The sequence below is a fragment of the Mycoplana sp. MJR14 genome, assembly GCF_029210525.1.
GTDB lineage: Bacteria > Pseudomonadota > Alphaproteobacteria > Rhizobiales > Rhizobiaceae > Mycoplana.
This window is the reverse complement of record NZ_JARGEO010000004.1, coordinates 383,007-396,240: the sequence shown is the minus strand read 5'-3', so window position 1 is coordinate 396,240 and position 13,234 is coordinate 383,007. Positions and strand designations below refer to the sequence as shown.

The 13,234-nt window shown below is 66.4% G+C and carries 9 protein-coding genes; 4 read left to right on the top strand and 5 right to left on the bottom strand.

From position 1 onward, the window contains the following. Positions 1-37: 37 nt before the first annotated feature. The 4 genes from thiP (at position 38) to P0086_RS12415 (ending at position 6,395) form a co-directional block, all read left to right on the top strand. Positions 38-1,651 carry a thiamine/thiamine pyrophosphate ABC transporter permease gene (thiP, locus tag P0086_RS12430; protein WP_275785840.1) on the top strand — a complete coding sequence of 538 codons (1,614 nt, stop codon included), beginning with the start codon at positions 38-40 and terminating at the stop codon, positions 1,649-1,651. 7 nt (positions 1,652-1,658) lie between these two features. Continuing rightward, positions 1,659-2,384 (top strand): ATP-binding cassette domain-containing protein, encoded by a 726-nt coding sequence (locus P0086_RS12425; RefSeq protein WP_275785837.1) that lies wholly within the window; start codon positions 1,659-1,661, stop codon positions 2,382-2,384. A 319-nt stretch (positions 2,385-2,703) separates the two neighbouring features. Then, positions 2,704-4,176: a M48 family metalloprotease gene (locus P0086_RS12420; RefSeq protein ID WP_275785835.1), complete on the top strand. Its 1,473-nt coding sequence runs from the start codon at positions 2,704-2,706 to the stop codon at positions 4,174-4,176. A gap of 119 nt (positions 4,177-4,295) precedes the next feature. Beyond that, positions 4,296-6,395, top strand: coding sequence for a mechanosensitive ion channel family protein (locus P0086_RS12415; RefSeq protein ID WP_275785832.1), 2,100 nt, complete (start codon positions 4,296-4,298; stop codon positions 6,393-6,395). Positions 6,396-6,624: 229 nt separating this feature from the next. Here P0086_RS12415 and P0086_RS12410 read toward each other — a convergent pair whose 3' ends face one another. The 5 genes from P0086_RS12410 to P0086_RS12390 all read right to left on the bottom strand — a co-directional run bounded on the left by P0086_RS12410 (position 6,625) and on the right by P0086_RS12390 (position 12,869). After that, entirely contained in the window at positions 6,625-7,479 is an 855-nt protein-coding gene (locus P0086_RS12410; protein ID WP_112595442.1) for an RNA polymerase factor sigma-32, read from the bottom strand. Between the two features lie 370 nt (positions 7,480-7,849). After that, a complete protein-coding gene (locus tag P0086_RS12405; RefSeq protein ID WP_112595444.1) occupies positions 7,850-8,419 on the bottom strand; it encodes a CarD family transcriptional regulator in 570 nt (189 codons plus the stop codon). Positions 8,420-8,795: 376 nt separating this feature from the next. Further along, a complete protein-coding gene (fdxA, locus tag P0086_RS12400) occupies positions 8,796-9,134 on the bottom strand; it encodes a ferredoxin FdxA (protein ID WP_112595446.1) in 339 nt (112 codons plus the stop codon). A 191-nt stretch (positions 9,135-9,325) separates the two neighbouring features. Next, positions 9,326-9,760: an RNA-binding S4 domain-containing protein gene (locus P0086_RS12395; RefSeq protein WP_112595448.1), complete on the bottom strand. Its 435-nt coding sequence runs from the start codon at positions 9,758-9,760 to the stop codon at positions 9,326-9,328. 4 nt (positions 9,761-9,764) lie between these two features. Beyond that, the gene (locus P0086_RS12390; RefSeq protein WP_275785826.1) at positions 9,765-12,869 is read right to left on the bottom strand and encodes a helicase-related protein; all 3,105 of its coding nucleotides are present in this window, start codon (positions 12,867-12,869) and stop codon (positions 9,765-9,767) included. Positions 12,870-13,234: the final 365 nt, after the last annotated feature.

Genomic DNA, 13,234 nt, shown 5'->3' with positions numbered 1-13,234 from the left:
TGGCGGCACGGGCGAAGCCTGCTGACGGGGCAGAGGAATGTACACGACGAGCGAAGCATCAGCGATCGTCAGGGCCGGCGGCATCGTGCTGACCTCGATCCTGCTGTTTGCCGGTCTGTCGACGATCACCCTCATCTTCCATGCCGAAGGCGGCGCCGGCGGTGCGCTGTTCGACGCCTACCTCTTCGGCGTTGCCCGCTTCACGCTGCTGCAGGCGGGCCTTTCCACCCTACTTTCGGTGGCGCTCGCGATCCCCGTCGCCCGCGCGCTCGCGCGGCGGCGGGACTTTCCCCTGCGCAGCTGGATCGTCCGACTGTCGGCGCTGCCGCTCGGCCTGCCGGCGCTCGTGGCGACGCTCGGCATCGTCGAGGTCTGGGGGCGCCGCGGGGTCGTCAACCAGGCGCTGGCCGCGCTCGGCCTCGACAATCCCGTCAGCATCTACGGTCTCATCGGCATCCTGATCGCCCACGTCTTCTTCAACCTGCCGCTCGCCGCCAGGCTGCTGATGGCGGGGCTGGAACGCATTCCAGCCGAATACTGGCTGACCTCTGCCAATCTCGGTATGGGATCCGGCGCGACGTTCCGGCTGATCGAATGGCCGGTGATCCGCGGCCTCCTGCCGGGGATCGCCGGTCTCGTCTTCATGCTCTGCGCCACCAGCTTCACGATCGTGCTGACGCTCGGCGGCGGTCCCGCGGCCACGACGATCGAGGTCGCGATCTATCAGGCGCTGCGCTTCGACTTCGATCCGCCGCGCGCCGTGATCCTGTCCGTCCTCCAGATCCTGCTGACCGGCGCTCTGCTCTACGTCATGCGGCTGCTGGGCACGCCCGCCGAGGAGGCGCCGACTGCCGGCCGCGCCGCCCGCCGCTTCGACGGCAGAAGCGGACGGCTGTCCGACGGCCTCGTCATCCTCGCCTTCACCCTGTTCACCGCCGCACCGTTGCTGGCCGTCGTCTCCGCCGGCCTTGCCTCCGACCTGCCGCGGCTCGCCGCCGACCCGCAGCTGCACAGGGCACTTGCCACGAGCCTTGCCATCGCGCTCGCCTCGGCGACCCTCTGCCTCGCAATCGCCATGCCGGCCATCGCGATCGCCCCGCTCGCCGCCGCCGACCGGGCCCCGGCGCCGCTGCGCTCTCTCTCCGGCAGCCTGCAGGCCGCAAGCGCGCTGATCCTACTCGTTCCCCCGGTCGTGGTCGCGACCGGCTGGTTCCTGATGCTGCGCAATTTCGGCCAGGTCGCACGTTTCGCGCCCTATGTCGTCATCGTCATCAATGCGCTGATGGCGCTCCCCTTCGTCATGCGGGTGCTGGAGCCGGCCTATCGCACCCACATCGCCCGCACCGGCAGGCTCGCCGTCAGCCTCGGCGTCAGCGGCCTGCACCGGCTGCGATGGATCGACCTGCCGGCGCTGAAGCGACCGCTCCTGACGGCCTTCGCCTTCGCCATGGCCCTTTCCCTCGGCGATCTCGGCGCGGTCGCCATCTTCGGCGCGGACGGCCTGGTCACGCTGCCGTGGCTCCTGTTCAGCCGCATGGGCAGCTACCGCACCGCGGACGCGGCCGGCATTGCCTTGTTGCTCGGGGTCCTCTGCCTGCTCCTGACGCTTCCCTCCACCGCCGCCGTGAAGGATGCGAGAAACGATGCCTGATCGCTCCATGCCCGAAGCCGGCGCTGCCGCCATCCGCCTCGACGAGGCCACGGTGCAGTTTGAAGACAAGCGCCTCGTCTTCTCGTGCGAAGTGCCGACCGGCGCGTGCGTCGCCGTCACCGGCCCGTCGGGCGCGGGCAAATCGACCCTCTTCAATGTCATCGCCGGGTTCCAGCCGATACGCGCGGGAACCGTCGCGATCTTCGGCAAGGACATGACGGGGCGGGAGCCTGCCGAAAGGCCGGTTTCGATCATCTTCCAGGAGAACAACCTCTTCGCCCATCTGACCGTGGAGCAGAATGTCGGCCTTGGCGTCGATCCCGCGCTTCGCCTCGGCGCAGTCGAGCGCCGGCGGGTGGACGACGCGCTGGCCCGGGTCGGGCTGGAGGGATACGGCCGGCGCAAACCGGCACTGCTGTCCGGCGGGGAGCGACAAAGGGTCGCGCTGGCCCGCGCGTTCGTCCGCCGTCGCCCGATCCTGCTTCTCGACGAGCCCTTTGCCGCGCTCGATCCCGCCATGCGCGCCGGCATGGCCGAGCTCCTGCGCGAGCTGCGCGCCGAAACCGGCAGCACGCTCCTGTTCATCACCCATCAGCTGGAGGACGTCCGGCGGCTCGCCGACCGGGCAATGTTCGTGGACGACGGGGCGGTCGCCCTGATGGAACCGCTCGGAACCTTTCTCGAAAACCGGAAACTGCCGGCATTGGCGGAGTTCCTTGGCATTGATAGATAATACTTTTCGGACGCGTCCTGCCATATTTTGGACGCCCCACTGTGTCACCGCAGCCACATCGGAAGCCGATTCTGGAATCGGGAGTTGTCGGCCAGGGACGGTACGACTATCTCTCGACCACGGGTCCGGACAGGACCGATCGAGCAGTGCGCGATATGTCGGACAGCCGTTGAACAATTCGAACTAACGAGGTTCTTGGCCTTCGAATCGGCTACGGTCCGAAAGTCGAGAATGCGCTTGCCTTGCGGGCATGCGACAAGGTCTGCGAAAGGGCATGGGGCGGATGCTGGAGAGGCTTCAGCATGGGGGTGTGAGCAGGATGCGCGGGACGGTCGGCGGGCGCGCCGCGCTGGCGCTCGTGATCGCTGGCTTGCTCGCCTCCTGCCAGTCCGCGCTCGAGCAGACCTACGAGCCGACCGTAGCGCCCTCCTCCAATCCGCAGATCGTCGATGAGGTGCAGAAGAATGATCCGCGCGCGGCCATGGGCGCGCGCGAGCATCCGCGCATCGTCGCCAGCTACGGCGGACAGTACAAGGACGCCAAGACGGAGCGCCTTGTCGCCCGCATCGCCGGCGCCCTGACGGCCGTGTCGGAAAACCCCAACCAGTCCTATCGCATCACCATCCTGAACTCACCGGCGATCAACGCCTTCGCCCTTCCCGGCGGCTATCTCTACGTCACCCGCGGACTTTTGGCGCTGGCCAACGACGCCTCCGAAGTCGCAGCCGTGCTGTCGCACGAGATGGCCCACGTGACGGCCAACCACGGCATCGAGCGCCAGAAGAAGGAAGAGGCGGAGGTGATCGCCAGCCGCGTCGTCGCCGAGGTCCTTTCCAGCAACATCGCCGGCAAGCAGGCGCTCGCCCGCGGCAAGCTGCGGCTGGCGGCGTTTTCGCGCAACCAGGAACTGCAGGCCGACGTGATCGGCGTGCGCATGCTGGGCGAGGCGGGCTACGATCCCTATGCCGCCGCGCGCTTCCTCGACAGCATGGCCGCCTACGGACAGTTCAATGCGGTCGACCCGGAGGCCGACCAGAGCCTGGACTTCCTCTCCAGCCATCCGAACGCGCCGCAGCGGGTCGAGCTCGCCCGCCGCCACGCCCGCGCCTTCGGGGCCGAAGGCACCGTGGGCGACCGCGGTCGCGACTACTACCTCGCCGGCATCGATGGCCTGCTCTACGGCGACAGCCCGCAGGAGGGCTATGTCCGCGGGCAGACCTTCCTGCATGGCAAGCTCGGCATTCGCTTCGACGTGCCGGCGGGCTTCCAGATCGACAACAAGGCGGATGCGGTGCTGGCGACGGGCCCGGGCGACATCGCCATCCGCTTCGACGGGGTCGCCGACAACCAGCGCCAGAGCTTGGTCAACTACATTTCCAGCGGCTGGGTGACGGGCTTGAAGACGGAGACGATCCGGCCCGCCACGATCAACGGCCTCGAGGCCGCCACGGCGCGTGCCGCGGCCGACCGCTGGGAATTCGACGTCACCGTGGTGCGCATCGGCAACCAGATCTACCGGTTCCTGACGGCGGTTCCCCAGGGTTCGCCGGCGCTCGAGCCGACCGCCGATGTGCTGAAGACTTCGTTCCGGCAGCTGACGCCGCAGGAAGTGGCCTCGCTGAAGCCGCTGCGCGTTCGCGTCGTCACCGCCCGCCCGGGCGACACCGTGGCCTCGCTTGCCGGCCGCATGATGGGCACCGACCGGAAGCTGGACCTGTTCCGGCTGATCAATGCGATGACGCCCACGAGCACGGTCAAGCCCGGCGACAAGGTGAAGATCATCACCGAATAGTCGCGCCGGGTTCGTGGCAGCGTCCTTGCCCGCCACGATTGCGCCATCTTTCGGCCTGTCCCCGTAAATGCTAGTTAGATACTACCGTTTTGAAGCAACGGCAGGCGGAATGACATTTCGTGAGTCCGCAAACTGGCTGGGGTACTATGCAGAAGTTTCCCGCATCGCTTTTTTCGTTCCTCGTCCTGCTGTTTCTGCTGACCCTTGCTCCCTTGGCGACAGCGCAGACGCCATCGACGGCGGCCAGCCCCGCGCAGCAGAACGCCGCGCCGCCCGAGAAGATCAACGAACTGATCAAGCTCCTGGACGATCCGGAGATCAGAAGCTGGCTCCAGAGCCGGTCCGCCGCGGGTGCCACCCCGGATGTCTCGCGGGAAGCTGCGCTGGAGGTCGAGAACCTGGAGGCGCAGGCGCGGTCCCGCTTCCAGGCGCTTCGCGCCGCCGTTCCCAGGATCCCGACCGAAATCGCAACGGCCGCAGCCAGGGTGAGGCAGCAGGCGAGCGAAAGCGGTTTTGCCCCCGCACTCGTGCTTCTGCTCGGCATCATCTGCGTCGGCGCGGCGATCGAGTGGCTGTTTCGCAGGACCGCCTACCGAGCAAAGTTCCAGAGCGCCGTCCTGACCCGGGCCTACGTGGAATTCGGCCCGCTGATCGTCTTCACGGTCATATCGGCCCTGATCTTCCTCGCCATCGACTGGCCGCCGCTCGTCCGCGTCGTCGTCCTCTACGCGCTGCTGGCCGTCATCGGCTATCGCCTCTTCATGGGCCTTTGCCGCCTCGCCATCGACACCGGCGGCATGAGCCGGTTCCAGTATGTCAGGATCCGGAACTTCGCGGCGGTGTTCACCATCGGCTTCGCCCTCTGGGCGATGTGCCGGCCCCTCGGGGTCAGCCCCGACGTCAGGGCGGACATCGTCTACATCGTCTCCCTGGTGCTGTTCGCGATCGTGCTGGAAGCCATCTGGAGGCGTCCGGTCGACGGCAAGGGCAATCCCCCGACCCGGACGGCCAACATCCTGGCCTCGCTCTATCTGGTGCTGCTCTGGCTGCTGTGGTGCATCAACTTCACCGGCCTCTTCTGGATCGGCATCTACGCCGTCATCCTGCCCCGGATGCTGTCCGGCGCCGATCGCGTCACCAGGGCCTTCGCCCTGACGCGTTGGAACGAGGAGAACACGAACACGCCCCGGATGGTGCTGCTCGTCAGGGGCGTGCGCGCCATCGTCATCCTGCTGGCGCTGGCCTGGCTCGGCTTCACCTGGCACTACAACCCGAACGCGATCGCCAGGGACAATCCATGGCTCCTGACGTTCGTCTACGGCGCGTTCAAGAGCGTCATCATTCTGCTGATCGCCGATCTCGCATGGCAACTGGCAAAGGCCTACATCGACGGACGCCTGACGCCGGCGGAGAACGAACTCTCCATTCCGCCCGACGAAGCGGCCCGGCGCGCCCGGCTGCGCACGCTGCTGCCGATCTTCCGCAACGCGCTGGCGGCGGTCCTGATCTGCGTGGCCGCCATGACGATCCTGGCGGAGATGGGCGTGCAGATCGGTCCGCTCATCGCCGGCGCCGGCATCTTCGGCGTCGCCATCGGCTTCGGCTCGCAGACCCTCGTCAAGGACATCGTCAGCGGCGTCTTCTACCTGATGGACGACGCCTTCCGCGTCGGCGAATGGATTGAGAGCGGCAGCTACAACGGCGTCGTCGAATCCTTCAGCCTGCGCTCGATCCGGCTGAGGCACCACCGCGGGTCGGTGTTCACCGTGCCCTTCGGCGAGCTGGGAGCGATCCGCAACGGCAGCCGCGACTGGACCGTCGACAAGTTCCGCATCCGCGTCCCCTTCAAGACCGACATCAGCAAGGTCGGCAAGCTCGCCAAGGAGATCGGCAAGCGGCTGCAGGAGGATCCGGAACTCGGGCCGCATATCATCAAGACGCTGAAGATGAAGGGCGTGGAGCAGATCGGCGAATTCGGCATCGAGATCAGCTTCGGCTTCACCGCGCGACCCACCGGCGAGCAGACCGCCATCCGCAGGCGCGCCTATACGATGATCACCCAGGCCTTTGCCGAAAACGACATCTCCTTCGCCCAGCCGACGTTCCAGGTGGGCGGCGAGGAGAAGGAGGCCGCAGCCGCCGCCCTCTACAAGCGGCAGGCCGATGCAGCGGCCCAGGCCGCGGCGGCAGCCGAGGGCGGCGGCGGATCGACATCCTGATTGCCGGTGCAAGGGGCTGCAACCCGCAACCCGCCCGGGGCCGGGACATGCCGGGACCGTGGTCGCTGCCCGGGGTGGCCGCAGGCGGTGCAGCTCCCATGTGAGATGCCGGCCTGACGCCGGCCCGCTCAGGCCAGCATCCGTCCGGCCCCATCAGCCGGCCCCGTCAGTCGGCACAGTCAGCCAGCCCAGGCAGCCGGGGCCGGTCAGCCAGCCCCGTCAGCCGGCCTCATGCGAATGCGGGCGATGCCTCGCACAGGGCGATGCGTAGCTTCTCCATCGCCCTGTTCTCGATCTGGCGAACGCGCTCCTTGGAGATCCCGAGGTCGGCCCCCAGTTCCTCCAGCGTCGAGCTGCTGTCGGCGAGCCGCCGGGCGCGGATGATCTTCATCTCGCGCTCGTTCAGCCGTTCCAGCGCCCGGTGCAGCCATTGGCGGCGGCGCTCGCCGTCGATCATCTCCGTCACCTCCTCGTCCGGCAACGGGGCGTCGCTTGCGAGAAAGTCGATATGGCTGGCGCCGTTCTCCTCGCTCCCCGAGACCGGGGCCTGCAGCGAGACGTCGGAGGCGGCAAGCCGCGCATCCATGTTGCGCACGTCGGCCGGACTGACCTTCAGCGCCGTGGCGATCTCGCGATAGACGGCTTCGGAGGTGAGATGGGCGTCGCCCCGCGCGATGCGGGCCCGCAGCCGGCGCAGATTGAAGAAAAGCGCCTTCTGCGCCGAACTCGTGCCGCCACGCACGATCGACCAGTTGCGCAGGACGTAATCCTGAATGGAGGCGCGGATCCACCAGGTCGCATAGGTGGAGAAGCGAACCTCGCGCTCCGGCTCGAAGCGGGCGGCGGCCTCCAGCAGACCGATATAGCCTTCCTGCAGCAGGTCGTTGAACGGCAGGCCGAAATTGCGGAAACGGGCGGCCAGCGATATCACCAGGCGCATATGGGCCATGGCGATGCGGTTGCGCGCTTCCTGGTCATGATCCTTGCGCCATGCAAAAGCGAGCGCCTGTTCCTCGTCGCGCTCGAGATAGGGAGCGGACATTGCGATCTTGATCATGCGACGGTCTGCGGCGGTGGTAGCCATGGGCGTCTCCCCTGAGCCGGGATTGAAAGGATCCCCGGTCAACCTGACCAGGGTATTCACCTGACAATGCATGCGTCTGCGAGATCTTCGCGGCGGCTGGACCCGGGTCGGTCAGACAGAGCCCCGGTCGGCCGCACGAGGACATGCTATACTGCTCGAGACCCGCGAGCGAGGGGCAATCTTCATGGCGATGGTCGGCGGCGCGGACGGGTGTCCTTCTTTCGAACCCTCTTTTGTGCGCATCGCCAAGAAGCAGACGCGCCAGCATGGACTGTCATTCGACCTGAACGTGTCGGCCGGATGAAAGTTCCAATAAAAAACCCGGCTGGGGACCAGCCGGGTTGAATTTTCCTGGGAGGCGGATAGCTCTTCAGGCTGCCTCGTCCTGGGCGTCGTCCTCTTCGATGGCCTTGCCGCGCTTCGGACCCTTGTTCAGGTTGGTCTCGACGAGGCGCACGGCCTCGGTCTCGGACATCTTGTTCACGGCGGCGATCTCGCGGGCCATGCGGTCGAGCGCGGCCTCGTAGAGCTGGCGCTCGGAATAGGACTGCTCCGGCTGGTTTTCGGCGCGATAGAGATCGCGGACCACCTCGGCGATCGAAATCAGGTCACCGGAATTGATCTTGGCGTCATATTCCTGCGCACGGCGCGACCACATGGTGCGCTTGACGCGAGCCTTGCCCTGAACAACCTTCAACGCGCGATCGACGAAATCGGTCTCGGAAAGCTTGCGCATGCCGATGGAAACAGCCTTGGCGACCGGAACCTTCAGGCGCATTTTGTCCTTCTCGAAATCGATGACAAAAAGCTCGAGCTTCATGCCGGCGACTTCCTGTTCCTCGATGGCGACGATCTGGCCGACACCGTGAGCCGGATAGACGATCGATTCACCGGTCTTGAAACCGTGACGCGTGGAAGACTTCTTCTGCTGGGTCGTCATTCTATTCAAATACTCCCTGTAACGCTCCCGGCGGCACGGCCGGGGCCGGGTCAAGAAGGCCCGGGAAAGACGGAGACACCGTCTGGGTGGCACCTTTCCTGGTCCGTCCAACAAGGCACAAACGAATGGGATGGCACATCACGAAACAGCAACGATGACGTTGCCTATGGAAGTGAGCGGCGCCTTTGGGATCGTTTGCTTTCGTGGTGGTGTTCGGGCACACCAAGTGCCTCAACGTGGATCAGTGTATTGACCCTACCACAAAAAAGTGCCGAAATCAATAATTTGCTTCGCATGGGTCATCAAGCCTGCCCTATCCCCTTTCAGGCAGACCGGATCGGTTTTCCCCAATTCGAGCGTCTCGGCCGCGAAGGCGTCAGTCGCCCTGTCCGGGTTCGGGCGAGAAGTACTTGTCGTACTTGCCCTCTTCGCCGTCATAGGCCTTGGCGTCCGGCATCGCGTCCTTCTTGACCGTGATGTTCGGCCAGACCTGGGCAAATTCGGCGTTGATCTTCAACCACTTGTCCAGCCCCGGTTCGGTGTCCGGCTTGATCGCCTCGGCGGGACATTCGGGCTCGCAGACGCCGCAATCGATGCATTCGTCGGGATGGATGACCAGGAAGTTCTCGCCCTCATAGAAGCAGTCCACCGGGCAGACCTCGACACAGTCCGTATATTTGCAGCGAATGCAATTGTCGGTCACGACGTACGTCATGAAGTACTCCAGCGAAATTCCAGTCCGAGGGACGGTCGACCGCCACTTCCCCGGACAGACCGGCGCAGGCGGAGGAAAGCGCCATGCAAACGGCTCGGTTCGCGCCCCGCCCATGGGTTCGACGTAGCGGCTTTGATCCCTGTTTGCAAGGATAAACCATGCGCAAAATCAACGCGGAGAGGGACAGTTTTCTACTCGTCCGGCGGATCGAAACGGCCCCGAAGGGCATCCGTTTCCCGCCGCTCTCTCTTGGTCGGCCGGCCGGTGCCGCGCTCGCGCGTGACCTGCTCGAAAAGCCGGCGCTCGTCGCGCGCCGGGGCCGGCGGCGTCAGGTCCTCGTAGAGCGTACGGGCTTCTTCGAACGGCCCGCGCCGGACGCCCGGAAGCAGCACCTTCACGACGAGATCGTGCCGGTCGAGCGACAGGACGACCGTGTCGCCGGGCTTCACGTTGAACGAGGGTTGCCGGATCGGCTGGCCGTTGATCGTGACATCGCCCTGCTCGACGGACTTGGCGGCGAGTGTGCGGGACTTCCGCAGCCGGGCGAAGAACAGCCACTTGTCGATGCGCTGGCGTCCCTGACCCGGCTCGCGCTCGCTTCGTGGCTGGTCCCGTCCGTCGCTCATGTCCCTACTTCTTCATCTGCTCCTTGAGAGCGGCCAGTTTGGCGAAGGGCGAATCCGGATCGATCGGCTTCTCCTTGCGGGGCGGACGCGCCTCGAACTTGGCCGGCTTGCCGCCACGATCGTCGCGCTGCGGACGGTCGTTGCGCTCGTTCCGGTCCGGTCGGCCACCCTGCGACTTTCCGTCGCGGCCCTTGGCGAAGTCGGGGCGCCCGCCCTGCCGGGGGCCGTCGCGCCGATCGCCGTCACGCCTGTCGCCGTCGTTGCGGCCGCCGGGCTTGTGGCCCCGCTCGCCGCGACGCTCACCCTGTCCGCGCTCGGCATGACCGCGCTGGCCCTGGCGGGCATTGTCGTTGCGGCCGCCCGGGCGCCAGAGAAGGACCGGACGGACTTCCGCCGGCGCCTCGCCTTCCGCTGCAGCCACTTCCGCGGTCGCTTCGCCCTGCGCATCGGCCACAGCCGTCTCGGCGGCGGCCGCCTCCGGTTCCGCGCCCGCCGTTTCGCCGGCCGGCGTCGCCTCGACTGCAGCCGGCGTTTCGACGGCCGCCGTTTCGGCGTCGCCATCCGCCTCGCCTTCATCGGCGGAAGCGGCCTGATCGCCGCTTTCGGCTACAGGGGCATCGCCCTCCGTCTTCGGGGCGAGCTTGGCATCTTCGGCGGCGAGGAACGCTGCGGCGTCCTCGGCCTTTACGCTGTCGGCGCGGTAGCCGAGCCCTTTGAGGATTTCTTCCATGTCGTCCGGCGTGGCGCCGAGAATGGAGAGCATCGACGTCGTGGCGGTGAACCGGCGGCCGTCATAGGCGCCGTCCGGCCGCGGTGCCGTGCCCGGCTTCCACTGCAGCAACGGACGGATCAGATCCGCCAGGCGCTCGAGGATATCGATGCGCACGGCGCGCTTGCCGAGGAAGCGGAAGCCCGCGAGCTTGTAGAACATCCGCTCGAAGCCCGGATCGGTGACGATCGAGGTCCGCCCTGCCGCCAGCGCCGGGATCAATTCGCCATAGCCGGGCTTGTCCAGGCCGTCGTTCTTGAGCGCCCAGAGCAGCGTGATCAGCTCCGCCGGGGCCGGCTTCAGCAGTGCCGGCATGAAGATGTGGTAGGCGCCGAAGCGGATACCGTGCTTGCGGATCGACGAGCGGGCCTCCTGGTCGAGCGACTTGACGTCGTCTGCGACATCGCGGCGGAACAGGACGCCGAGCGCCTCGACCAGCTGGAACGCCAGCCCCTTGGCCAGCCCCTGCAGGTCCTCGGCCCGCGAGAGGTCGTCGAGCGGCTTCAGGACGGTCGCGATATGATGATTGACGAAGCGCTCGATACGGGCGGCGACGTGGTCGCGCGCGTTTCCGGTCAACTGCTCGTCGGCAAGCAGGATGACGCGCGGGCGCATGACGTGCTCGCTCGCCGCAAGGCGCGCGACGGGCTCGCCGAGCCAACGCACGGTGCCGTCGGAGCCGACGGCGAGATCGCTGTTGCCGGCCGCATGAAGCCGGGCGGCGCGCGCCTCGAACTCGAGCGCAAGCGCCTTCTGGGCCGCACCCTGCACCGCCTTCGCATCGGGACCTTCGGTGCCCGAAGCGAGCGTGAACCGGAATCCGGCCAACTGCCCCACATGATGCCCCTCGACAAAGACATCACCATTCACACTGATTTCGGCTTCCAGCATCGCATTCTCTCTCAGGCGCTTCATGAGCACAGATGTCCTGCGATCAACAAAGCGTTTCGTCAACCTTTCATGTAACGCGTCGGACAATCGGTCTTCGATTTCCCGCGTCTTTTCCTGCCAGTGTGTCGGATCGGCCAACCAGTCCGGGCGATTCGATACATAGGTCCAGGTCCTTATCTGGGCGATTCGTGCCGAAAGCGTGTCGATCTCGCCATCGGTGCGATCGGCCCGCCGTACCTGCTCGGCGAGGAAGTCCTCGTTCACCGTACCCCGCCGGACCAGATCGGCATAGAGGGTGGAGATCAGGTCGGCGTGCTGCGCCGGCGTGATCCGGCGATAATCCGGCAGGGCGCAGGCCTCCCACAGCTTCTCGACGCGCTCCGGCGCCGTCGCCATGTCCCGGATATCGGGATAGCGCGCCAGGTGCTCGAGCGCCTGCTGGTCCACGGCCGGAAGCGCGCGTGCCAGCCCGGAAATCGCCGGCGGCGCATCGAGGCTCGCCTTCAGGCTGGCGATGGAGGAGAAGTCCAGCCGCTTGGAGCGCCACTGCAGCACACGCACGGGATCGAATTCGTGCGCCTCGATGCGCTCCACGAGTTCCGGCTCGAACGGGTCGACCCGACCCGTCACCCCGAAGGTGCCGTCACGCATATGCCGGCCGGCACGGCCGGCGATCTGGCCGAGCTCGCCGGGATTGAGATTGCGGAACTGGTAGCCGTCGAACTTGCGGTCCTGGGCGAAGGCGACGTGGTCGACGTCGAGGTTGAGCCCCATGCCGATCGCGTCGGTGGCGACGAGATACTCGACGTCGCCCTCCTGATAGAGCCCCACCTGTGCGTTGCGCGTGCGCGGCGAGAGCGCGCCGAGCACGACCGCCGCGCCGCCGCGCTGGCGGCGGATCAGTTCGGCGATGGCATAGACCTCGTCGGCCGAGAACGCGACGATCGCCGTCCGCTGCGGCAGGCGGGTGATCTTCTTCGAGCCGGCATAGAAGAGCTGCGACAGGCGCGGCCGCTCGACCACGGTGATGCCCGGAAGCAGATGCTCCAGGATCGGCTTCATCGTCGCCGCCCCCAGAAGCAGCGTCTCGTCGCGGCCGCGCAGGTGCAGGATCCGGTCGGTGAAGATGTGCCCGCGCTCCAGGTCGCCGGCCAGCTGCACCTCGTCGATCGCCACGAAGGCGGCCCGGGTCTCGCGCGGCATCGCCTCCACGGTGCAGACCGAGTAGCGCGCCATGTGCGGGGTGATCTTCTCCTCGCCGGTGATCAGCGCAACGTTGTGATGCCCGACCTTCTCGACCAGGCGCGTATAGACCTCGCGCGCCAGGAGCCGAAGCGGCAGTCCGATCACGCCCGTCTCATGCGCCACCATGCGTTCGATTGCGTAATGGGTCTTGCCGGTATTGGTCGGCCCGAGCACCGCGGTGACCCCGCGGCCGCTCAATATCATCGCTGCAGCATTCAAGGCATGCCTCGGAGTGTATCGATCGTGCAGCGCCGGTGTTCGCCCGCGCCGGCAACACAAATGCCCATCGCCGCGCGCAATGGCAAGTGCGCCCCCCGAATTGGCGGTCGATTCACCCGGATTTCCGGGCATAGCGAAGCGGCCTGGAACACCTTGCGAACGAATCGGAGACGAAACGAAGACTCGTTCGGATTCAGGTTTTGTTCCCTACAAGATGTTGGATTTCCAATACCTTGCCCCACCACATGCTGAATCTCGGCCACAAGCTGGCCGAGTCTCGCGGCCCGCGCCACAACCGGGCGCCAAAACGCTGTAAAGCCCCGCGACGAAATATGGTTAAGATTCTTTTT

Coding starts and splice junctions, on each gene's coding strand:
- thiP (WP_275785840.1), top strand. CDS start 38: ATGTACACGACGAGCGAAGCATCAGCGATCGTCAGGGCCGGCGGCATC.
- P0086_RS12425 (WP_275785837.1), top strand. CDS start 1,659: ATGCCCGAAGCCGGCGCTGCCGCCATCCGCCTCGACGAGGCCACGGTG.
- P0086_RS12420 (WP_275785835.1), top strand. CDS start 2,704: ATGCGCGGGACGGTCGGCGGGCGCGCCGCGCTGGCGCTCGTGATCGCT.
- P0086_RS12410 (WP_112595442.1), bottom strand. CDS start 7,479: ATGGCTACCACCGCCGCAGACCGTCGCATGATCAAGATCGCAATGTCC.
- P0086_RS12405 (WP_112595444.1), bottom strand. CDS start 8,419: ATGACGACCCAGCAGAAGAAGTCTTCCACGCGTCACGGTTTCAAGACC.
- fdxA (WP_112595446.1), bottom strand. CDS start 9,134: ATGACGTACGTCGTGACCGACAATTGCATTCGCTGCAAATATACGGAC.
- P0086_RS12395 (WP_112595448.1), bottom strand. CDS start 9,760: ATGAGCGACGGACGGGACCAGCCACGAAGCGAGCGCGAGCCGGGTCAG.
- P0086_RS12390 (WP_275785826.1), bottom strand. CDS start 12,869: ATGATATTGAGCGGCCGCGGGGTCACCGCGGTGCTCGGGCCGACCAAT.